The 20,954-nt window shown below is 42.3% G+C and carries 23 protein-coding genes; 5 read left to right on the forward strand and 18 right to left on the reverse strand.

All coding sequences use genetic code 11. The features are described from left to right. Positions 1–59: 59 nt before the first annotated feature. Together speB and speE are read right to left on the reverse strand one after the other, a co-directional pair. Positions 60–932, reverse strand: coding sequence for an agmatinase (gene speB, locus ACIQAA_RS09980; RefSeq protein WP_402618365.1), 873 nt, complete (start codon positions 930–932; stop codon positions 60–62). Between the two features lie 376 nt (positions 933–1,308). Beyond that, complete coding sequence (speE, locus tag ACIQAA_RS09985) at positions 1,309–2,136, reverse strand: spermidine synthase (protein WP_402618368.1); 828 nt, start codon at positions 2,134–2,136, stop codon at positions 1,309–1,311. 469 nt (positions 2,137–2,605) lie between these two features. Here speE and ACIQAA_RS09990 point away from each other — a divergent pair, with 469 nt between their 5' ends. Continuing rightward, positions 2,606–4,675 (forward strand): transglycosylase domain-containing protein, encoded by a 2,070-nt coding sequence (locus ACIQAA_RS09990; RefSeq protein ID WP_402618370.1) that lies wholly within the window; start codon positions 2,606–2,608, stop codon positions 4,673–4,675. A 179-nt stretch (positions 4,676–4,854) separates the two neighbouring features. Here the strand turns inward: ACIQAA_RS09990 and ACIQAA_RS09995 are convergent, their stop codons facing one another. Continuing rightward, on the reverse strand, positions 4,855–5,364 hold the full coding sequence (locus ACIQAA_RS09995; RefSeq protein WP_402618373.1) for a YwhD family protein: 510 nt from the start codon (positions 5,362–5,364) through the stop codon (positions 4,855–4,857). A 20-nt stretch (positions 5,365–5,384) separates the two neighbouring features. Beyond that, positions 5,385–6,038, reverse strand: coding sequence for a site-2 protease family protein (locus tag ACIQAA_RS10000; RefSeq protein ID WP_402618723.1), 654 nt, complete (start codon positions 6,036–6,038; stop codon positions 5,385–5,387). A gap of 218 nt (positions 6,039–6,256) precedes the next feature. Between ACIQAA_RS10000 and ACIQAA_RS10005 the strand changes: the two genes are divergently transcribed. Then, positions 6,257–6,442 (forward strand): 2-hydroxymuconate tautomerase, encoded by a 186-nt coding sequence (locus ACIQAA_RS10005; RefSeq protein WP_045515968.1) that lies wholly within the window; start codon positions 6,257–6,259, stop codon positions 6,440–6,442. Between the two features lie 52 nt (positions 6,443–6,494). Here the strand turns inward: ACIQAA_RS10005 and ACIQAA_RS10010 are convergent, their stop codons facing one another. The 3 genes from ACIQAA_RS10010 to ACIQAA_RS10020 form a co-directional block, all read right to left on the reverse strand. Further along, positions 6,495–7,004 carry a YwgA family protein gene (locus ACIQAA_RS10010; protein ID WP_402618376.1) on the reverse strand — a complete coding sequence of 170 codons (510 nt, stop codon included), beginning with the start codon at positions 7,002–7,004 and terminating at the stop codon, positions 6,495–6,497. A 24-nt stretch (positions 7,005–7,028) separates the two neighbouring features. Next, positions 7,029–8,327, reverse strand: a complete 1,299-nt coding sequence (locus ACIQAA_RS10015; protein ID WP_402618379.1) for an HD domain-containing protein — start codon at positions 8,325–8,327, stop codon at positions 7,029–7,031. A gap of 120 nt (positions 8,328–8,447) precedes the next feature. Continuing rightward, positions 8,448–8,669 carry a YuzB family protein gene (locus tag ACIQAA_RS10020; RefSeq protein WP_179598768.1) on the reverse strand — a complete coding sequence of 74 codons (222 nt, stop codon included), beginning with the start codon at positions 8,667–8,669 and terminating at the stop codon, positions 8,448–8,450. A 258-nt stretch (positions 8,670–8,927) separates the two neighbouring features. Between ACIQAA_RS10020 and ACIQAA_RS10025 the strand changes: the two genes are divergently transcribed. Further along, a complete protein-coding gene (locus tag ACIQAA_RS10025) occupies positions 8,928–9,686 on the forward strand; it encodes an RsfA family transcriptional regulator (RefSeq protein WP_402618382.1) in 759 nt (252 codons plus the stop codon). A gap of 111 nt (positions 9,687–9,797) precedes the next feature. Here ACIQAA_RS10025 and lipL read toward each other — a convergent pair whose 3' ends face one another. Both lipL and pta read right to left on the reverse strand, forming a co-directional pair. Then, the gene (gene lipL, locus ACIQAA_RS10030; RefSeq protein WP_402618385.1) at positions 9,798–10,628 is read right to left on the reverse strand and encodes an octanoyl-[GcvH]:protein N-octanoyltransferase; all 831 of its coding nucleotides are present in this window, start codon (positions 10,626–10,628) and stop codon (positions 9,798–9,800) included. Positions 10,629–10,864: 236 nt separating this feature from the next. Beyond that, the gene (gene pta, locus ACIQAA_RS10035; protein ID WP_402618387.1) at positions 10,865–11,839 is read right to left on the reverse strand and encodes a phosphate acetyltransferase; all 975 of its coding nucleotides are present in this window, start codon (positions 11,837–11,839) and stop codon (positions 10,865–10,867) included. Positions 11,840–12,073: 234 nt separating this feature from the next. On the opposite strand from pta, the gene hemQ reads away from it, so the two are divergent. Continuing rightward, a complete protein-coding gene (gene hemQ / locus ACIQAA_RS10040; RefSeq protein ID WP_402618390.1) occupies positions 12,074–12,817 on the forward strand; it encodes a hydrogen peroxide-dependent heme synthase in 744 nt (247 codons plus the stop codon). Between the two features lie 213 nt (positions 12,818–13,030). Continuing rightward, entirely contained in the window at positions 13,031–13,489 is a 459-nt protein-coding gene (gerQ, locus tag ACIQAA_RS10045) for a spore coat protein GerQ (protein ID WP_402618393.1), read from the forward strand. Positions 13,490–13,533: 44 nt separating this feature from the next. Here the strand turns inward: gerQ and ACIQAA_RS10050 are convergent, their stop codons facing one another. From ACIQAA_RS10050 to ACIQAA_RS10090, 9 genes are all read right to left on the reverse strand, one after another. Further along, positions 13,534–13,905, reverse strand: coding sequence for a DUF423 domain-containing protein (locus ACIQAA_RS10050; RefSeq protein ID WP_402618395.1), 372 nt, complete (start codon positions 13,903–13,905; stop codon positions 13,534–13,536). 13 nt (positions 13,906–13,918) lie between these two features. Continuing rightward, complete coding sequence (locus tag ACIQAA_RS10055; RefSeq protein WP_307193255.1) at positions 13,919–14,206, reverse strand: YwdI family protein; 288 nt, start codon at positions 14,204–14,206, stop codon at positions 13,919–13,921. Between the two features lie 265 nt (positions 14,207–14,471). Then, positions 14,472–15,491: a MoeB/ThiF family adenylyltransferase gene (locus ACIQAA_RS10060; protein WP_402618398.1), complete on the reverse strand. Its 1,020-nt coding sequence runs from the start codon at positions 15,489–15,491 to the stop codon at positions 14,472–14,474. Positions 15,492–15,518: 27 nt separating this feature from the next. After that, a complete protein-coding gene (gene moaD, locus ACIQAA_RS10065; protein WP_402618401.1) occupies positions 15,519–15,752 on the reverse strand; it encodes a molybdopterin converting factor subunit 1 in 234 nt (77 codons plus the stop codon). After that, positions 15,745–16,209, reverse strand: coding sequence for a molybdenum cofactor biosynthesis protein MoaE (locus ACIQAA_RS10070; RefSeq protein ID WP_402618404.1), 465 nt, complete (start codon positions 16,207–16,209; stop codon positions 15,745–15,747). Before ACIQAA_RS10070 ends, moaD begins: the two co-directional genes overlap by 8 nt. A 13-nt stretch (positions 16,210–16,222) precedes the next feature. After that, complete coding sequence (locus tag ACIQAA_RS10075) at positions 16,223–18,145, reverse strand: molybdopterin biosynthesis protein (RefSeq protein WP_402618407.1); 1,923 nt, start codon at positions 18,143–18,145, stop codon at positions 16,223–16,225. A gap of 14 nt (positions 18,146–18,159) precedes the next feature. Then, positions 18,160–19,392: a molybdopterin molybdotransferase MoeA gene (locus ACIQAA_RS10080; protein ID WP_402618410.1), complete on the reverse strand. Its 1,233-nt coding sequence runs from the start codon at positions 19,390–19,392 to the stop codon at positions 18,160–18,162. A gap of 6 nt (positions 19,393–19,398) precedes the next feature. Continuing rightward, the gene (gene mobA, locus ACIQAA_RS10085) at positions 19,399–20,010 is read right to left on the reverse strand and encodes a molybdenum cofactor guanylyltransferase (RefSeq protein WP_402618413.1); all 612 of its coding nucleotides are present in this window, start codon (positions 20,008–20,010) and stop codon (positions 19,399–19,401) included. A 15-nt stretch (positions 20,011–20,025) separates the two neighbouring features. Next, a complete protein-coding gene (locus tag ACIQAA_RS10090; protein WP_402618416.1) occupies positions 20,026–20,835 on the reverse strand; it encodes a formate dehydrogenase accessory protein FdhE in 810 nt (269 codons plus the stop codon). Positions 20,836–20,954 lie beyond the last annotated feature (119 nt).

Genomic DNA, 20,954 nt, shown 5'->3' on the forward strand with positions numbered 1-20,954 from the left:
TAGTATGTACACAATTCAAAAGATGCCTGCCCCAAAAAGGGACAGGCACTACTATCATTTTATTTAACCCAGCCAAGAAGCATTTCACGAATCAATTTGCTGGCGGTGTTGGCTGTTTGCTCAGATGGATCGTAAATAGGAGCGACTTCAACAAGGTCACAGCCGACTACGTTCACACCAGAGCGGGCAATTTCATGAATAGATGCAAGCAGCTCTTTTGATGTAATCCCTCCGGCATCAACCGTGCCAGTACCCGGTGCATGTGCAGGGTCCAAAACATCGATATCAATCGTTACATAAACTGGACGTCCGGCAAGCTCAGGAAGTATCTCTTTCAACGGCTGGTGCACTTCAAATTTTGATATATGCATGCCGTTTTCTTTCGCCCATTGGAATTCTTCCCGCATCCCGGAACGGATCCCAAAAGAATAGACGTTTTTCGGTCCGATATGTTCCGCAATTTTGCGGATCGGTGTGGAGTGGGATAATGGTTCGCCTTCATAGTTTTCCCTAAGGTCTGTATGGGCGTCCATATGAATGATCGCTAAATCAGGGTATTTCTTATAAACAGCCTTCATGACAGGCCAAGACACTAAGTGCTCTCCGCCCATACCAAATGGAAACTTTCCAGCTGCTAGAACTTGGTCAACGAACTCTTCAATCAAATCCAAGCTCTTTTGCGCATTTCCAAAAGGAAGCGGAATATCGCCGGCGTCAAAATACTTCACGTCTTCCAATTCACGGTCTAGGTAGGCGCTGTACTCTTCCAGACCGATTGAAACCTCACGAATACGAGCCGGGCCAAAGCGTGAGCCCGGACGATAGCTGACCGTCCAGTCCATCGGCATCCCGTAAAGTACAACCTCACTCTCTTCAAAACTCGGATGACTCTTTATAAACACATTACCAGAATAAGCCTCATCAAAACGCATGTTACTTCCCTCACTTCTATGTATTAACCAATCTAGATTTGATTCGATTAGATTCTTGAATCACTCTTAAGACCTTCTGAGTGACCAAGAATCCTTTTTAAAATCGATTTCGGTCACTCAAGGGGCCCTATAGACCATAAACACTCTTTCATTCACTATTCGGTAACTATAAGTCTTCTATAGTTACCGTAAACTCTCTTTCATTTCCATTACGGTCACTATAAGCCCTCTATAGTTACCATAAACACTCTTTCATTTCCATTACGGTCACTATAAACGGGTTATAACGACCGTAATCTGAATTTCAACCTCTCTTTGGTCACTAACTGTCCGCCTCAGGTGGAAAGTGTCCACGAGCGGTGACAGGCACCGAAAATTACTTCAATAAATCCCCAACAAACTTAGGTAATACGAATGCTGCTTTGTGCAGTTCTTTTGTATAGTATTTGGTTTCGATTTCGTGGAAGCGGTCATCGCTTACTTCGAGTGGGTCGTATTTTTTGGATCCAATGGTGAATGCCCAGAGTCCGCTTGGGTATGTAGGGATGTTGGCTACATATAAACGGGTAATGGGGAAGATTTCACGAACGTCACGCTGTACGTGACGGATTAAATCCGCTTTAAACCAAGGGTTATCGGACTGTGCAACAAAGATACCATCTTCTTTTAATGCCTTCGAAATCCCAGCGTAGAATCCTTTTGTAAATAAGTTAACAGCTGGACCTACTGGCTCCGTCGAGTCAACCATAATCACGTCATACTCGTTTTCACTTTTTGCAATATGCATGAAGCCGTCATCGACGCGTACATCGACACGAGGGTCATCAAGCTTTCCTGCGATTTCAGGCAAAAACTTTTTAGAATACTCGATTACCTTTCCATCGATATCAACAAGCGTTGCTTTTTTCACACTTGGGTGCTTTAAAACTTCACGAATAACGCCGCCATCGCCGCCGCCGACAACTAAAACGTTCTCTGGATTAGGATGTGTGAACAAAGGAACATGTGCCACCATTTCGTGATAAACGAACTCATCTTTTACAGAAGTCATAACCATGTCATCTAATAGCAGCATATTGCCCCATTCTTCTGTTTCCACCATATCAAGCTTTTGAAATTCTGTTTGTTCGGTATGTAAAGTTTTATTGATTTTCATGGTGATACCAAAGTTTTCAGTTTGCTTTTCTGTAAACCAAATTGCCATGTTCAACATCCTTCCGTATCTTTTTTTATGGCTGTGTTAAACTTGTCTGTTGATTTGCGCTCCACTAAAGAATGCTTCTTGGAATAATCACCGCAGGGACAGGCGGGTCTTTGCCTGTCCCGAGGCGCTGCGCTTTCCGCGGGCTCGCCCGTGAGCCTCCTTACAGCTTCCACCTGCGGGGTCTCACTCAGCTCGTTCATCCCGCAGGAGTCGAGCGCCTTTCGCTCCAATCAACAGGTTCTAATATCAACAGTATCCTTTAACACAGCCTTTTTAATAAAACCTTTATTACCATGAATTCATTCCATTTTTATAGTACCCAAACTATTGAATTACAAACATAAAGAAAAGTCTAGCATAATCTATCAATTTTTTAGAAATATTTTCTTTTTGCTAGTTTAAAAACACTCTATTCTTTCAATACTGTAACTATGGGTGTTTTTACAAATTGGCGAAGGAGGGTATTGCTGTGGAAGTAATGACGAATCATGGGTTTCGAAAAACAATAAAATACTTGCGTGCGTTTATTATCATTAGTTTGATAGGCTTTGGCTGCATGATGATTGTTTTTCTAGGGATTCTTGGTTATGCCAAAATTCTTGGCGCACCGCCGCTAGCTGTCCCACAATCCACTTTATTCTTTGCCAATGATGGGACATTGATCGGTGAGAGCAACAGCGGTCAAAAGCGATACTGGGTTCCCCTTGAGGAAATCTCACCAGATTTAATCAATGCGACCATTTCCATTGAAGATAAAAACTTTTATGAACATAATGGCTTTGACTATAAACGAATCGCGGGTGCCATCCTTGCCGATATAAAAGCAGGCGCAAAGGTTCAAGGCGCCAGCACCATTACCCAGCAATACGCTCGAAATCTCTTCCTTGAGCACGACAAAACATGGTCACGGAAATTGCATGAAGCCTTTTATGCCATCCGGATCGAAATGAACTATTCGAAGGAAGAAATCCTAGAAGGCTATTTAAACACCATTTATTATGGTAACGGTGCCTATGGTGTTCAGGCGGCCAGCCAATTTTATTATGGAAAAAATGCTTCTGAGTTATCCCTGGCCGAAAGCTCGATGTTAGCAGGTGTTCCAAAAGGTCCTAGTTACTATTCGCCGTTGGAGTCATTAGATAATGCTGTAAAGCGCCAAGGAATTATTTTAAATGCAATGGCAGAAAACGGCTATATTAAAAAAGAAACTGCCCTAAAGGCAAAGGAAACTCCCCTTACATTTGTGGGCGAACATCCTCATAAGCGGGTGGAGGCAGCACCTTATTTTCAAGATGCAGTTAAAAATGCCTTAAAAAATCAACTCAAGCTAGATGACCGGACCATCACTCTTGGCGGGTTAAAGGTATATACAACACTCGACCTAAAACAGCAGCAAGAGGCTGAAAAACAAATTCAAGATACCATTGCAAGTGAATCTGAAATTCAAGTTGGTCTCATCGCCATGGACCCGAAAAACGGGTATGTAAAAGCGATGGTCGGCGGCCGGAATTATGAACAAAGCCCGTTTAATCGAGCCGTTCAAGCGGTTAGACAACCAGGCTCAACGATAAAGCCAATCTTGTATTATGCGGCGCTTAGTCAAGGCTTTACGCCATCCTCTACAATGAGGAGCGAACTAACCACCTTTAAATTGGATGATGGCCAAACAGAATACTCGCCGCATAACTTTAATAACAAGTATGCTGATGGAGAAATTACACTTGCTCAAGCCCTTGCCGTGTCTGATAACATTTATGCTGTCAAAACACACTTATTTATGGGCGTTGAAACGCTGATTAATAATGTTAAAAAGTTTGGTATCTCAACAAAAATGGATAAAGTTCCATCACTTGCCCTAGGTACCTCAGGCGTTCGGGTCATCGACATGGCAAATGCCTACAGTCAATTTGCCAATGGCGGAAAAAAAGTAACCCCTACACTGATTACAAGAGTAGAAGCTTATAATGGGGATGTTATTTATGAACGTAACCATGAAGCTGAAAAGGTACTCGATCCTGCTAAAGCCTTTGTTATGACGCACATGATGACAGGGATGTTCGATAAAAAGCTGAACGGGTATGCGAAAGTAACAGGTAACTCCCTAATCGATGAAATTACACGGCCATATGCCGGTAAATCCGGCTCTACCGAAACAGACAGCTGGATGATTGGTTTTACACCACAGCTGGTAACGGCAGTTTGGGCTGGTCATGACGTTGGGAAGCCAATTACCCTTACCGCTGAAAAAAGCTATGCCAAAAAGATTTGGGTAAAGTATATGGAGGAGGCGTTAAAAGGCAAGCCAGTCAAGGCATTTACACCTCCGAAAGAGGGAGTCGCAGGAGTTTACGTTAATCCTGAAAATGGCAAGCTTGCTTCAAAGGATTGCCCGGTCCGCCGGTTTACATACTTTGTTGCCGGAACCGAGCCGACAGAATACTGTACCGATCACTTAGATCATAAAGAAGATAAACCAAAAGAAAAGAAACAGGAAACAAAGGACCCATGGTATAAGAGGATTTTTAATTGGGGTAACTAAAAAGCGGAAGCGCCTTGTCCATGGAAAAATGCAGTTCGTTTTTTCCTAGATGATATAGCTAGATAAATGGAAAGCTCCGGAGAATGGTCTCCGGAGCTTTTCCTGTCCTAGTCTTACAGTGTTTACACACTGCATATATTTTACAACTTTTCGGCAAAAATTGCTATTGTAAAAAATTATTATTCGACAGCTAAACCAGTTTTCAGCTCTTCCGCTGAATTGTTCCACATGTCCTGATTGTGATTTTGCAGAAAATCGGCTAAGATTTTTTTCGATTTATCGTCCATATGGTCGACAATGATATGACGTTTCAATGACTTATCCATCCGGTTAACATGCTCAGGAAGTGATTTGTAACCGCGGCGGATTTCACGGTCTACCGTCATTTCACAGGCCGTAACTCCAGCATAATAAGGACCTTCTTGCTTTCTATCTACTGTCACCCATACAAGCCAGTACGGTTTCGCGTTGGGAACCTCTTCTTTGGTCTTAAGGAATTTAATTCCCTTCTCAACCACGCTGCGCGCATGCATCGCTCCAACATCAATGACCGCATCACCGGCGTCGACATCAATAATGACCGGAGAAACATTATCAAGGCTTAACGCTCCCTTGCCGAAGCCCTTATGTCCATCTGTCGGATCAGGTTTTATAATATTAAAGCCAAGCTTTTTCTTATTCTCTTCCATTAAAACTCAAAACCTCCTATTTAAAAGAACAAATTATAAAAGAAATTATTTAATCCCTGCCAGAGTCCAGGGATAATAAATTGAAAAATTGGCTGAATGGTGTAGCGATCAAGGGGAGTAATCACCAAAATCAGAAAGATTAATACGCCGTACTGTTCAAATTGAGTCATTTTTGCCCGAATATGGTTTGGAGCTAAATCCTCCACGATTCGATAGCCATCCAATGGCGGAAACGGTAATAAGTTAAATACAAACAGCACCAGATTAAGCCAATTAAAGATCTCAAAAAATTCAAAAATACCTGGAAGGTTTACGGCTAATTGTGTCCGGGCCAATCCGAATGCAATAAAAAAACCAAGTGCTGCCAGAATAAGATTACTAAGAGGTCCTGCTACAGAAACTAATATACCTGCCAGGCGCGGCTTTTTAAAGAAAAAACGATTAACCGGCACTGGACGAGCCCAGCCGAATCCGGCAATAAAAATTAAGATCGTTCCAAATGGATCGAGGTGCTTCAGCGGATTCAACGTCAAACGTCCCTGCTTTTGTGCTGTATGATCTCCGAACTTATAGGCCACATAGGCATGTGCAAATTCATGAAACGTAAACGCAATCATTAACGTAATCGCGACATAGGGAATTTCCCTTAATGAATATGCAAGAAATCCTTCCAATCCTTCCACATTAGTTTCCCCATTTCTCCTCTTTTTTCCTATAAGTATACCTTAAACTGGATATAAAATGAAAATGTTTGCTAAACTATCCTTGTTGTAATATTAGGCTGTGTAAACTTGCCTGTTGATTTGTGCTCCAGGCGCTTCGCCTTCCGCACAAATCAACAGGTTTCAAATTCAACAGTTTCCCTTACACAGCCATAAAGGAGGAATAAATCATGCCATATGTTACTGTAAAAATGCTTCCAGGACGTACTGATGATCAAAAAAGAGCGCTTGTTGAAAAAGTGACTGACGCTGTCAGTGAAACGACTGGAGCTCCAAAAGAAGCCGTTGTTGTGTTTATTGAAGAAATGCAGAAAGAACATTACGGTGTTGCCGGCGTTAGAGCCAGCGACAAATAATCAAAAAGCGTCCCTGGCTTTGAAGGAAACTTCAAAAACAGGGACGCTTTTTCTATTGGAGCTCAGCTTTTTCTTTTAATGCCTCAATATAGGCATAGGCTTGGTCAATTTCTTCCTCTGTATAGCGCTGGCTGCTTTTTAAAGTAAATACTTTATCCGTTACTTCTTCTTTCGAAAGATTATCAAAATATAAAACCGTCGAAACGAGTTCGAGGAATCTAGCATTCTGTTCGTTCATGTCTTCAAGGCAGTCTTGTAAAAATGGCATATCGACTTCATTTAAGCTCAAAAACTCTTTCCCTGTGTCAGTCAGGGTATAGCGATATTGAAAATAACCGCCTTTTTTCTCTTTGATTTCATTGAGAAATCCCATATTGCAAAGCTCTTCGACTCGCAGTGTCAGCTCCTCAGAATATGGACCGTAAAAATGAAACTGAAACCGTTCATGGAACGGAAAGGACACCTTTTTTGCAATATATATCATCTTCTGCAGCTTTTTTCTCCCAATGATCTCTCCGGATACTAAAACAGCCTGCATCAGCTTAGCATGATCTTTTAACAACTCTCGTCAGCTCCTACTCCAGGGTTATATCTCTAATAGGGTACGTATTTGTTTTTTTATTTCTGTTTCCGAGGATTCGTCCTCTAAGAAATCACCGGGGTAATATAATTTATGGTCGGTTCTCCTTTTACCAGAGATGGCGTCCACAATCTCGGACTCCCGGGAAAGTTCCTTTAATTCCCCATTTTTCATTAATAAATGAATCGGTAAACGTTCCTCTTCTTCACCAGGACGATAAAAATCGTAAGGCAGGTCGGATGAAGAATCGACAATCAAATAATATTCCGGGTCAATTCCTGCTTTTTCAAAAAGACGAGTCAGTTCAGCGAGCTTCTTATATTCCTTGGCTGGATCAAACTCGGCATATTTAAAGAGATTACGGTTCACAAACCGCCGGCAAAGATCGCTTAAGATCGCGTCGTCGTCTTCCTGCCAAATTTGGAAATAATACATAATAATCGATTCATCTAACTTTAGATAGTCTTCTAGCGTGACTTGATCGGTAAAGAAAGAATAAAAGTGAATCGGTTCATTTTTAAAAGAATAGTTGTTTTCATACAGCTGCTTGGCACGGTGAAGGATTTTAGTCAAAATGACCTCGGCACTGCGGGACACAGGGTGGAAATAGACCTGCCAATACATTTGATAACGGCTCATAATATAATCTTCAACCGCATGCATACCGCTCTTCTTGATCACCACTTGGTCTTCCTTCGGTCTCATGACACGAAGAATTCGCTCCATATCAAATTGACCATAGCTTACTCCGGTAAAATAAGCATCCCGCTGCAAATAATCCATCCGATCAGCATCAATTTGGCTGGAAATCAAGCTGACCACTAGTTTTTTAGCAGATGTTTTGGCAATCACTTCAGCGACTTGCTGGGGAAAATCAGGACTAACCTTTTTTAAAACGGCGTTAACCTCTGTATTTCCTAATACGATGTTCTGGGTAAAATCTTCATGGTCGAAGTCAAACACTTTTTCAAACGAGTGGGAAAATGGGCCATGCCCCAAATCGTGGAGAAGTGCAGCACATAGGGTTAGGAGGCGATCCTCGTCATTCCATTCGGGTCGGCCTGCAAACACATCATCGATGATGCGGCGGACAATTTCATATACTCCGAGAGAATGGTTAAAGCGGCTGTGCTCAGCACCATGAAACGTTAAAAAGGTGGTTCCGAGCTGTTTGATACGGCGTAAACGCTGAAACTCTTTTGTTCCGACTAGATCCCAGATGACACGGTCACGTACATGAACGTAGCGGTGAACAGGATCTTTAAACACTTTTTCTTCACTCAGTTTTTCCGCCGAATATACCATTGCTTTCCCTCTTCCTCTAAACTTTCTTCTATTATATCCCAATTTTCAGCAATTTTCCGCAGGATTTTTCGACAAAGGCATGAAAAGAAAAATCACCTAAGCTCGCAAAGATCTAGGTGATTATTTTAGCTTTTTATTAACCTTTTCCATTAATTCCTCTTCCGTTAGGGCAGCAACCGGGCGGTTATTGACGAAGGCAAATGTTTTTTTCCGGCCAGGTCCACAATAAGATTGGCAGCCAATTTTAATTTCAGCTTCAGGATCCAATTCTTTCAAACGAGGGATTAATGTCTTTAGATTCACGGCCTGACAATCATCACAAACGCGGAATTCATTTGACATTACTTCCACCCTTTCTTATCTATCACTACTATTTTAGCCAATTTAATTACCGTTTAACTCCTTAGATATATTACAATTTCTTTCAATCCATTGCAAGTTGCAATCTTTAGCAATCCTTCTAACTCTTTCAGTTAAAAAAACTATTATCCTTGCAGACATTTTGGTATAAAGCTTGAAAAATTTGTCCAAGATAAGACTAGAACTTTTAAAAACTCATCTTGAGTTAATCGCAATTATAATTTAGGGAGTTGAAAAGATATGAAAGTACGGCAAGATGCATGGACTGATGAAAATGATCTTTTGTTAGCTGAAACCGTCCTTCGCCATGTACGTGAAGGCAGTACCCAGCTGAACGCTTTTGAAGAGGTAGGCGACAAGCTAAACCGGACTTCTGCAGCCTGTGGATTCAGATGGAATGCGGTTGTGCGCCACCGCTATGAAAAAGCATTGCAATTAGCAAAAAAACAGCGTAAACAAAGACAACGAGTGTTAGGGAAAGACCAAGGAGGTAAGAAAAAGTTACTCTACAATCCTCCAGTACCAGCTGCTGATGACTTTGAAACACTATCAGCACCGGTGGAAGTGCCAATGGAAGCTTCCTATGAAATGCCAGATTTAACTGCCGAAACTGCGGCTGAAACGTATGTAAAGCCTGAAGTCTATGTTAAGCAGCCCATTCAAACTTACAGACCATCGGCACCAGCAGCAGGTTTATCGCTTGATAGCGTGATTGATTACTTACAAAACTTTAATCATGCGAATCTGCAAAATGAAGCATTAAAAAGTGAGAATGAAAGATTGAAGCGCGAAATTGCAGAGCTGCGCAAGCAAAATGAAGAAATGGCTGCCAAAATTGAAGGTCTCGAGCAAAATACGGAAACCATCCAGGAGGATTACGAGACACTCATGAAAATTATGAACCGCGCTCGTAAGCTTGTATTATTTGAAGAAGAAGAAAGACCTGCGACAAAATTCAAAATGGACCGTAACGGGAACCTTGAAAAAGTAGCAGAATAAGTCAAAAAGTAAGCGCTATGCCTTTAGCTGCTTGCGCTAGACAACAAATTTTGGGAGAAGAACAATATCCTCTTAAAAGAAGCCGTAAATCCAATTTAGATTTACGGCTTTTTACATTTCATTCAGTTTTTCATTCCTCTCCACAATCCTTTGGTAATAACTAGGGAGAACCTCTAACTCAAACTCATTCAATTGACCAGCATATAGACGGCCGCTGTTATTTTTTAATTGGTTTAGTAGACGCAGCATCACATCCGAAATGGTAAACGGCGTTTCCAACAGCTCAGAAAGAGAAGCCATCACTTCTGGAACAATCTCCGGATAGGTGAATTTTGTGTGCTGCTCGTTTTTGGCAATCTCATAAAATTGCTGAATTACCTGGGCACGCTCACTGCCGCTGCCATTGACACATAAGTAGATTTGAACAGCTACCCCTTTTTTGAGACGCCGCTGCGAAATACCGGCAAATTTTCTGCCGCCAATACTAAGGTCATAGCTTCCTGGGCAATAGGAGCCGACGATTTCTCTTGCTTCAATTGTGCTTCTGTAATCGGCAAACATGTTTTGAACGAGCTGCCACATCGTATCATACCCGCGGTTAATGTCGATCCCTTTTTCCTTTTCAGGTAAAATCAATGAGATATTTAAAACCCCTTCGTCAAGAACGACCGCTAACCCGCCAGAATTCCGGACAATAGACTGATAGCCCTGTGCTTCGAGAAATTGCCTTCCTTCTTTTAAGAATGGCAGTTTGGTATCTTGTATCCCGAGAACGATGGTATTGTGATGGACCCAGGTTCTAGCCGTTGCTGGGGCCTGTCCTGAACCGACTGAGGCACAAAGCGTATCGTCTATGCCGAATGACTGTAATGCTTGAAAATGCCTGCCAGCGGTTGACTGATCGATAATCCTCCATTCTGGCTGATGCAATAAACCTTCCATATTGGTTTCTCCTCAAAATAAATAATAAGCCTATTTTAGCAAAAAGAATCCTTTTAAAACAGCTATATTTTTTCCAAATAATGTCTAAATGTACAAAACACTTTATAAAGTGTACAAAACCTCCGGAAAAATGTACAAAAGCCACCCAAAAGTGTACAAAACAAGCCAAAAAATGTCCAAAACCTAAAATACCGATTTAAAAAGCCAGCCCCAAACCCAGGACTGGCATTAAAAAACTATTGTATTCCTTGCGTTGCCGTAATTAATGCCAGCTTATAGACATCTTCTTCATTACAGCCGCGTGATAGGTCATTCACAGGCTTATTTAATCCTTGAAGAATCGGTCCAACTGCTTCGAACCCGCCTAAACGCTGGGCAATTTTATAGCCGATGTTTCCTGCTTCCAGACTTGGGAAGATAAACACGTTCGCGTCCCCTTGAAGCGGTGAATCTGGTGCCTTCTTTTTCGCCACAGATGGAACAAAGGCTGCGTCAAACTGGAATTCCCCGTCGATGACTAAAGAAGGGTCACGGCGCTTTGCTTCTTCAACAGCACCTGAGACTCTTTCGGTTTCTGGAGACTTCGCAGATCCTTTTGTTGAAAAGCTAAGCATAGCAATCCGCGGCTCCATTCCAAACATGTCCGCTGTCTTGGCACTTTCAATAGCGATTTCTGCTAAATCATTGCTGTCTGGAGCAATATTAATAGCGCAATCAGCAAATACATATTTTTCATCTTCACGAACCATGATGAAAACGCCAGATGTTTTCTTCACGCCTGCTTTTGTTTTAATAATTTGCAGTGCAGGGCGAACCGTATCAGCTGTAGAATGTGCTGCTCCGCTCACTAGACCGTCGGCTTTATTCAAATATACAAGCATCGTCCCAAAATAATTTTCATCTAATAAAATTTTGCGTGCATTTTCTTCGGTTGCTTTTCCTTTACGACGTTCAACAAACGCTGCCACTAGCTCGTCCATCGCGGCATAGCTTGCCGGATCGTAAATTTCTGCCGCCTCTAAGGAAACGCCCAGTTCCTGTGCCTTAGCCTGAACTTGTTCGATATTTCCTATTAAAATAGGGGTTAATCGCTTTTCCTCTGCAAGCCTGCTTGCTGCCCTAACAATGCGCTCGTCCAAGCCTTCAGGAAAAACGATTCTCATATCACGTCCTGATAATTTTTGTTTTAAGCCTTCAAATAAATCAGCCATCTTAAATCCTCCCTAAATAATTCTACCTATTTTAGCATACTTTACCTGTTGAAAAATTCAACTTATGTAGCGGTTTCATGACAAATGTTCTTTTATTCAAAAAACTTCACACTCATTTACTATTTACTACTTTTCTAAAAATTATCCGTGGTGGTTTATTCGAGCGTGTCTTGGTCAAACTATGTTATAGTAAAGATTGTAAATAAGAAGAATGATTATTTAGGAGTGATTGTAATGAGTGAAGCAGCTCAAACGCTTGATGGCTGGTATTGTTTGCATGATTTCCGTACGGTTGATTGGACAACTTGGAAAATGCTTTCGAGTGACGAACGCCAGTCCGCGATTCACGAGTTTTTAAGTCTAGTTGAAAAATGGAATCACACGCAAGAACGTAACGAAGGCAGCCATGCTTTATATACAATTGTTGGTCAAAAAGCAGATTTCATGATGATGATTTTACGTCCAACGATGGAAGAATTAAATGAAATTGAAACAGAATTTAATAAAACAAAATTAGCAGAGTTCACCATTCCAGCTCATTCTTATGTGTCTGTAGTTGAACTAAGTAACTACTTGCCTGCTGGCGAGGATCCTTACCAAAACCCGCAAATTCTCGCTCGTTTATACCCGAAGCTTCCTAAAACAGCGCATGTTTGCTTCTATCCAATGGACAAGCGCCGTCAAGGCAGTGACAACTGGTATATGCTTCCGATGGAAGAACGCCGTAATATGATGCGCAGCCACGGAATGATTGGCCGTACATATGCAGGGAAAGTTAAGCAAATCATTACAGGCTCCGTTGGCTTCGATGACTATGAATGGGGCGTAACGCTTTTTGCAGAAGATGTTCTTCAATTTAAAAAGCTTGTCTACGAAATGCGTTTTGATGAAGTAAGTGCACGCTTCGGGGAATTTGGTGCCTTCTTTGTTGGGAACCTATTAGAGGAAGAAAGAGTTCCTCGATTCTTACACGTTTAATCCTAAAGTTCTCGGCTCATGCCGAGAACTTTTTTTGTAGTTTTCATAAGTCATATTTCCCTTTTCCTCTTCATACTAATAAAACAGCGAGTCTTAAGTTACAGCTCCGAATCAGCTCATATCGGGACCATCCCGATTGTCACCATTTAAAGGTTTGTCGAGTATGAATAGACTGTTGGGCATTCGTTTAGTCATTTTTTAGGAGGGGAAAAGATGAATCAATATTATAATCAACAAGGGTATCAGCCTTATCCCGTTAGACAACAAGGAGCAAATCAATTCCAAGGGCAAGGATTTTTTCCTGGCCAGCAACAGCAAGGGTTTCCACAGTTTCCGCAGCAAGGAGCTCCTGCAGGGACTCCTGCGGCTTCACAGCAGCAGGGGATGCTGCCAATTGAGCAATCGTACATCGAAAATATTTTACGATTAAACAAAGGGAAATTAGCATCTGTTTATGCAACCTTTGAAGGCAACAACCAATGGAATGCCAAAAATTTTGTAGGAATTATTGAGGCAGCAGGACGTGACCATCTCATTTTAAGTGATCCACAAACAGGTCAGCGTACGCTGATTCCAATGGTAGCTTTCGATTATGCTACATTTGATGAAGAACTTGAATACGAGTATCCTTTTGGGGCTGGACCTGGTTTAAGTACTTTTCCGCCAAGATAATCGTAAAAAGGCATTGGAACTCAAGTCCAATGCCTTTTACTTTTTTATAAGTCTTTTACTGTGCCAATGATCATTAATATCCAGCCTGCTAAGAAGCAAACGCCTCCAAGCGGCGTGATCGCGCCCAGCACCCCTATTTTCGTTAAACTTAAAACATAGAGACTTCCGCTGAAGAGAATGATTCCTACTAGGAATAACCAACCTGACCAAGTGAAGAATGTACTTGCTGCCACTTTGCCTAGCAGGATTCCAATCACCAAAAGTGCAGTTGCATGAAACATTTGATAGGTTACACCTGTTTTCCATATGTCTAGGTAATAAGGATCTAGCTTATCCTTAAGTCCATGAGCACCAAAGGCTCCTAGCGCAACAGCTAAAAAAGCATTAATAGCGCCGATAATGATAAATGTTTTCATTTTCTCTCCCCCATTAAAAATCAAATAATGAATCGCCGTTTGCTTCGTCTTCCATTTCTAGTTTTTTTGGTTGATTTAGTGTTACTGGCTGCTGGAAGGATGGCTGTACGGTTACAGGCTGATAGGCAGGGACAGGATTTAGCGGTGCTTCCTGCTGCCTTTGTTTTTCGTCAAGGATCAGTTCGCATAATATTTTAATAGAGTACACTTTTTCCCGCAAGTTTTCTTGTTTTGTACTGTTTTTTGCCAGCGTTAATTCCTCTTCGATTTTCCTTAGCAATTTTTCTACCGATATATTCACGATTTATAGCTCCTCTATTACATTCTCTATATCATCATACCAAATTCGCCAGCCAATTAGAAATTCGACATGTTTCACGTGAAACATGTTAGTTTATGTCATAATAAAAAACCCGCACCAAAAGGTACGAGTTCATTGTTGTCTAGCTCCAGCGCCTAGCCCCTCGAGGTCATAAGCCAATCACTTCGGAAGGCAAAAAGCACGCCTTCTGTCAGCGCTCGTCTTATGCCTGTCGGGTCTGCCCAAGGAACTTCCGCTTTTCTATTTAACCTAATATTCTTTGATAAATGGATTTAGCATGGGTTAGATCTTTTGTGCCGTGAATGAGTGCACGGCCGTCGTTGAAGATGACCATTCGCTCAGAACCCATTTCTACTGATAAAAGATACGGGTTCCCTTTAACGGTATACCCGAGTGTGCCCAACTGTTCTGCAAGCTTCTCAAGCGATATTTCACCTTGTAAGGATGGGCGAATTTGGACCGTATCCCGGCCGCATAAAACAGTAGTCTTTGTCATGTTTTCCTGGTCTAGGTAAGGGTAGGTCCTTTCCTCGCCGCAGGATAAACAGCCGGCAAATTTGGCTTTTCCCATCTTCAAACTTGTATATTGGTTCCGCCATAAGTCAAAGCTGACAAACGAAGTTCGAACCGCATCCCAATCTTCGACAAGCATTTTTAGTGCTTCGGCACTTTGATGAGCAATCACCATTTGGACAGCAGGCGAAATAATGCCGCCGGTATCACAGGTTAACCCCTGCATCGGGATGGTCCGTAATAAACAATTTAAACAAGGCGTTTTCCCAGGAATAATCGAAAAACTCATCCCATAACTGCCAACACACGCCCCGTAAATCCAAGGTATCCTATACTTTTGTGAAACATCATTGATGGCCATCCGCGTTTCAAAATTATCAGTCGCGTCAATGATGACATCAACATCCTTCACTAACTCCTCCAGCATAGAGGGAGTGGCATCACCGATTATCGCCTTCACTTCTACGTCTGAATTGATCGCCTGCAGGCGTTTTTTAGCTGCAGCCGCCTTCGGAAGCTTCTCAGCCACATCTTCTTCGGTATAAAGCTGCTGGCGCTGAAGATTGCTTGCCTCAACATAATCTCTATCGACAATCGTCAGCCGGCCTATCCCTGCCCGGGTAAGCACTTCTGCATTTCCAGACCCAAGGGCGCCCGCTCCAATCATTAACACATGCTTCGTTCGGATTTTATCTTGTCCTTCTTTTCCGATCCCTGGAAAGAGGACCTGCCGTGAATATCGTTCGTCCAACCTAATTTCCCCTTTCCAAAAACCACATCAGCCGCCGCTTACTGGCGGAATAAAGGCAACTTCATCACCATCTTGAATCACTTCATCATCCTGGGCAAACTCTTCGTTTACAGCAGTCATAACGGTATCCAATTTTGGCAGGTCGTAATTAGCAGCCAATTCTGTTTTCAATTCTCCAACAGTCTTGCCAGCAGCGTCTACCCGAAGGAACTCCTCCCCGACTGCATCGCGTAAATGAGCGAAAAATAATACTTTATTCATTTAAATCGTCCTCCTCCGGCTTCCCGCTTGGATAGGCGACGGTTTCGAGCTGGTTGCCCATCCACTCTTCGCCATCTTCCCAGTGTTCTTTTTTCCAAATTGGCACGATTTCTTTAATCCGCTCAATGGCATATCGATTTGCGTCATAGGCGTCGGCACGGTGGGGAGTAGAAACAGCAATAACCACCGCGATATCCGTAATATCCAGTCTGCCCACTCGATGGGTAATCGCTACTTGAGCCCCTTCCCAGCGCTCTTCAATTTCCCTGCCGATCTGCTCCAATTTTTTCACTGCCATTGCTTCATACGCATCGTATATTAAAAATAATGTCTTTTTTCCTTTGGTTAATTCACGCACGGTTCCAATAAAAGTAGTAATCGCTCCAGCATTACGCTGAACAACCTTATCTATGACAGATTGAATATCAATCGGTTCTTTTGAAATTTGATAATTCATTTTGTGCACCTCTTCAGACCAATTTCTTTGGCTCTGCATTTTCGACCACTTCATACCCGCCGATCTTTTCGACCTGCTGTTTAAAGTTTGGTGATTGGATAATATCGATTAACAGTTTGCCGCTTTCACTTTCATAGAAGCTCTGCGTCATCACTAAATCGTACTCTTCGTCCGCGACTGGAACAAAATCCAGGTTCATCGCTTTTGCCGCTGGATAGATTCCCAGCCCAGCTCCATGGCTGTCTCCATTTACCTCTGCCGCTACCGCTAAGTGTGAAAACATTTCACGGTCGTAACCGGTAATCTCTTCTGATGAAATACTGTTCTCCTCTAGAAGCATATCGAAAAGAATCCGGGTTCCTGCGCCTTTTTGACGGTTGACGAAGTTGGCTTTTTTCTCAAAGATATCTGTGACCGTTTCAATTCCAAGTGGATTTCCGTTTGGTAAAATCCATCCTTGCTTTCTTTTTAAAAATGGATAGAGGACAACATCCAAACCAGCTAATATTTTCTTAACATATGAGCTATTATATTGCTTTGTCTTAGGGTCAAGCAAATGAATGCCCGCTACATGGGCCTCTCCTTTTCGAATCGCCATAATACCAGACATACTGCCAACATGGGAGGAAACGATTTTCATATCAGCACGGACTCTTTTTAACTGAGATGATAAAAGGTCAATCGTTAAATCGTGGCTTCCTGAAAACATAATGGCGTTTTTGATTTCCTCAAGCGGTCTTAAAAGCTCCACCTCAGCAAATTCACCTTGTTCATAGCCAATAACGTTGGCTGGTACGACAAGCAGGCCATCTGCGCGAACATAGGACATCGTTACACCTGCTGCTCTTGTCAGCGGATTCGCAACAAACTGTCCATTCACATAGCCGATATTCATTCGTACAAAATCTTCCGCACCCATACCGGAAACAATTCGGCGGCCAAGCTTAACAGTTACGGTTTGACGTTTTGGTTCAGGGATTTGCAAATACTTGCAAATCAATGGCCGGACAAACCATTCTAATGCTAAATAGGCGGAGACAGGATATCCTGGAACACCTACGACAATCTTGTCATTTATTTTCCCTAAAATCACGGGTTTTCCTGGTCTTGCAGCGACACCATGGGTAAAGACCGTGCCAATTTCACCAATGATATGAACGGTATAATCCTTCGAACCTGCTGATGATCCGGCATTGATAACGATAATATCCGAGTCTTGCGCTGCTTCCAGCAAGACAGACTTAATCTTTTCAGGGTCATCCTTCACAATCCGGTGAAGTCTTGGCTCGCCGCCCCAATCTTTTATAAAATTCGCAAAGACCGTGCCGTTAAATTCTATAATTTTTCCAGAAGAAAGTTCGCTATTTGCCTCGACAATCTCATTGCCCGTCGGGATGACCGCGACAACTGGCTTTTTCGCAACGGGAATCTGAAGCTGCTGCGATGCTAAAAGAACGCCCAAATCCGCTGGTCTAAGAATATGTCCTTGCGGGAAAAGCATTTCCTCCTGTACAATATCTTCGCCAATAGGGCGGATATGCTGCCAAGGTGTTGCTGGTTCAATAATTTCAATCGTTTCCTCATCGATCATATCGACATGTTCGATCATGATTACCGCATTAAATGGAGCTGGAATCGCGTTTCCTGTATCCACAATGGCAAAATCAATCCCTAACTTAAGCTGAAGTGGATGTTGCTCATGAGCGGTATACGTTTTTTCAGCGATTACGGCAATTCCATCCATGGCAGATGCATGGTAATGAGGCATGGAAACATTGGCAAAAATCGGCTCAGCTGTTACGCGTCCAAGCGCGTCACTTGTTGGAATCATTTCTATTTCAAGGGGCAGAGAAAAGTTCTCGAGAATCTCTCGTTTCGCTTCCGATCGGGGTTTGTCCTCTAAATATATTTTCCGTTTATAGCGTTTCTGGTCCATCTATTTTATCCCCCTCATCGCGTTGCAATCACAGGTACATAATCTCCCTGTGAAATACCCTCTTTTTCAGAACTAATCTCAACGATTCCATCGCTTTTTACTAATGTCGTAATTAAACCTGATTTCCCAATGATAGGCTCTGCCCACCATTCTCCTTCTTTCTCCAACAAGCGTACACGTATATAATCAGAGCGGCCCGGTGCCGAAGGTATATTTTTAGTAATCCGGGCAAAAATTCGGTCTGGTTTCTTATCGATTTTTTCACCTTTTAATTTTCGAAGGATTTTTTCGCCAAAAAGCATAAAAATAATCATCGCTGAGGCTGGATGACCTGGCAGGCCAATCACTGGTTTTCCGTTTGCGATTGCAAGAATCGTAGGTTTACCTGGTTTAATAGAAATACCATGGACAAACACACCTGGCGACCCTAAGGATTGAATCACATCTGTGGTATAATCCTTTGCTCCAACTGAGCTTCCTCCTGAGAGAATTAAACAGTCAACCTGATCATAAAGGTTTTGTGCTTTTTGTTGAAATTCTTGAAAATCATCCTTCACGATTCCACCGTAGACAACCTCTATATTCCATTGTTTTGCGAGGCCGGCAATCGTTAAATAGTTAATATCACGGATTTGCCCCTCTGAAAGTTTTTCTGTTTGATAGGGAACAATTTCGTCACCAGATGATAGATAACCGACCTTTAGCCTGCGATAGACAGTAACATGACTAATCCCAAGCGAAGCAATGGCACCTAACTCCTGAGGTCTTAACATTGTCCCTTCCGGAAGTACAACTTCTCCTTCACGGATGTCTTCACCTGCGCGAATAATATTTTCGCCAGGCGCCACTGGCTTGTAGGTGTTTAATAGACCATCATGGTCCTCACAATGCTCTATCATGATAACGCTGTCACTTCCTGGAGGAATCATCCCGCCCGTTGGAACATAGACGGCCTCGCCTTGACCGACAGGAATCATTGCTGACTCACCCATTTTTACTTCTCCGACTACAGTTAAAAATCCCGGCATAGAATCAGATGACCCATACGTGTCTTTAGCCTTAACCGCATACCCATCAACGGTTGAGCGGTCAAAACCAGGGACATTTTCCTGCGCGGTGACGCACGCCGCAAGTATATAATGAAGTGCCTCTTCAAGGGAGCGCTCCTCTGTATCTTTAATAGCTGGAATTTTTTCTTCGACCATTGCAAAGGTTTCTTCGACTGTTTTTACTTTGAAAAATTGCACTGTGCCTTACATCCTTCCTGTTTCATCAGCTTCCAGCCACTTTTTTGCGTCCTCATACTCATGCGGGTGATTCATATTGAAAAAGACACGTTCCATATCAATGCTGTTATAGACTTCTAAATCTTTTTCCGTTACATAAAGGACATTTAAATGCTCCAGCAGATGTTTTATGGGAAGACGTCCATTTTCAATACATTCTTCAATTTTATTTACCGTCTTCTTTTGAAAAACCGCACACAGGGTTTGCATTTTTCCATTAATAACTGGTACTAAGGCATCATAATGGTCAATCCTTTTGACAAGCGCAGAGGCAAGTTCTCCAGAAATAAACGGCATATCACACGCTACAATGAAGTTCACATCATAGGCAGAGGCCATTAGGCCGGCATGAAAGCCTGCCAGCGGTCCCTTTCCAGGATAGTGATCGGATACCATTTTTACCCCTAAGGATCGATAGGAATCCTTATCATTGGTAACAAGAATGATGTCAGTAAAATAGACTTTAAGAATATCAACCATTCTTTCTATTGTAGTTTTTTCATTTAGTTTTAAGAGAGCTTTGTTCGTGCCCATTCTGCTTGATTTTCCACCTGATAAAATAATAGCCGCAGCTTTCATGAATAGCGCACCTTCTTAATTTATTTGATTTATTTCCCCTACTGTATGATAACCCTGTTCTTGGGCTACGAAGTCGAGGTGAATCGTATTTAAGTCCAGCATGGCAGCGGACGGCTTGCTGAGATATTGTCTTGTATCTATCACTTTAATATATCCTGTACACTTTTCGCAAACCTGAATTTGAGAGGAAGCATCACCTTCAATGGTCAAGTACTGTATCGTTTTGTGGTCATCGTTACCGCAATGGGCACATTCAATTCGTTTTGCATTCCAATGAGCTAGACAGCGAGGACAAGTCATTACTTTTTTTCCTTCATCTTCAAGAACAGCAAGTCTAGCTGGTTCACCACAAACAGGACATCCTGCTCCAGGAACACCCTGAGTGATTTCGTGCTGGATTTTTTCTGCTGTCAGCTGCAGATAAGGTCTTAGTGCTGTTTCAGCAAGAAATTGCGGAATCCATTCCTCAAGTCCATTTTCCTCAACGAAACTAGCAAAATAAAAACTGTTAAAAGAGAAGGCCTCGTCAATCCAGCGGATCGCTGTTTCTTCGTTTACTAGTGTTTTAACATCAGCAAGCTTTGATTTAAGCTCAGGGTTGTTTTTGATTAGAAGTGCATTTATCTCCTCTATCCACTGTAGGAATAGTGAAATTTCAAAATTAATAGACGCTAAAGCCGCCGCTGGCACTCCTGCTGACATTGCCACTTTATCTAGGTTTGGAATGATGGATTCTGGATTTATACTCTTTTTCCAATTCTCTTGAAGGGTTAAAATATCCTTCTGTAAATTCTGATATTCTTTCGAAACAACAGATTTTTTCATTGTTGCACACCTCTTTTAATTTTTAGGCTGTAAATTGGGCCGTTGATTGTAACGAAAGGCACTTCGCTTTCCGCGGGCGGTCCGGGGAGCCTCCTCGGCGCTTAAGCGCCTGTGGGGTC

The sequence above is a fragment of the Neobacillus sp. NPDC093182 genome (assembly GCF_044754045.1).

Bases quoted from the DNA above. Each gene is read 5' to 3' on its own strand.
- speB (WP_402618365.1), bottom strand. From the start codon at position 932: ATGCGTTTTGATGAGGCTTATTCTGGTAATGTGTTTATAAAGAGTCAT.
- speE (WP_402618368.1), bottom strand. From the start codon at position 2,136: ATGGCAATTTGGTTTACAGAAAAGCAAACTGAAAACTTTGGTATCACC.
- ACIQAA_RS09995 (WP_402618373.1), bottom strand. From the start codon at position 5,364: ATGGAAGAGAATAAGAAAAAGCTTGGCTTTAATATTATAAAACCTGAT.
- ACIQAA_RS10005 (WP_045515968.1), top strand. From the start codon at position 6,257: ATGCCATATGTTACTGTAAAAATGCTTCCAGGACGTACTGATGATCAA.
- ACIQAA_RS10015 (WP_402618379.1), bottom strand. From the start codon at position 8,327: ATGGTATATTCGGCGGAAAAACTGAGTGAAGAAAAAGTGTTTAAAGAT.
- ACIQAA_RS10020 (WP_179598768.1), bottom strand. From the start codon at position 8,669: ATGTCAAATGAATTCCGCGTTTGTGATGATTGTCAGGCCGTGAATCTA.
- ACIQAA_RS10025 (WP_402618382.1), top strand. From the start codon at position 8,928: ATGAAAGTACGGCAAGATGCATGGACTGATGAAAATGATCTTTTGTTA.
- lipL (WP_402618385.1), bottom strand. From the start codon at position 10,628: ATGGAAGGTTTATTGCATCAGCCAGAATGGAGGATTATCGATCAGTCA.
- pta (WP_402618387.1), bottom strand. From the start codon at position 11,839: ATGGCTGATTTATTTGAAGGCTTAAAACAAAAATTATCAGGACGTGAT.
- hemQ (WP_402618390.1), top strand. From the start codon at position 12,074: ATGAGTGAAGCAGCTCAAACGCTTGATGGCTGGTATTGTTTGCATGAT.
- gerQ (WP_402618393.1), top strand. From the start codon at position 13,031: ATGAATCAATATTATAATCAACAAGGGTATCAGCCTTATCCCGTTAGA.
- ACIQAA_RS10050 (WP_402618395.1), bottom strand. From the start codon at position 13,905: ATGAAAACATTTATCATTATCGGCGCTATTAATGCTTTTTTAGCTGTT.
- moaD (WP_402618401.1), bottom strand. From the start codon at position 15,752: ATGAATAAAGTATTATTTTTCGCTCATTTACGCGATGCAGTCGGGGAG.
- ACIQAA_RS10070 (WP_402618404.1), bottom strand. From the start codon at position 16,209: ATGAATTATCAAATTTCAAAAGAACCGATTGATATTCAATCTGTCATA.
- ACIQAA_RS10075 (WP_402618407.1), bottom strand. From the start codon at position 18,145: ATGGACCAGAAACGCTATAAACGGAAAATATATTTAGAGGACAAACCC.
- mobA (WP_402618413.1), bottom strand. From the start codon at position 20,010: ATGAAAGCTGCGGCTATTATTTTATCAGGTGGAAAATCAAGCAGAATG.
- ACIQAA_RS10090 (WP_402618416.1), bottom strand. From the start codon at position 20,835: ATGAAAAAATCTGTTGTTTCGAAAGAATATCAGAATTTACAGAAGGAT.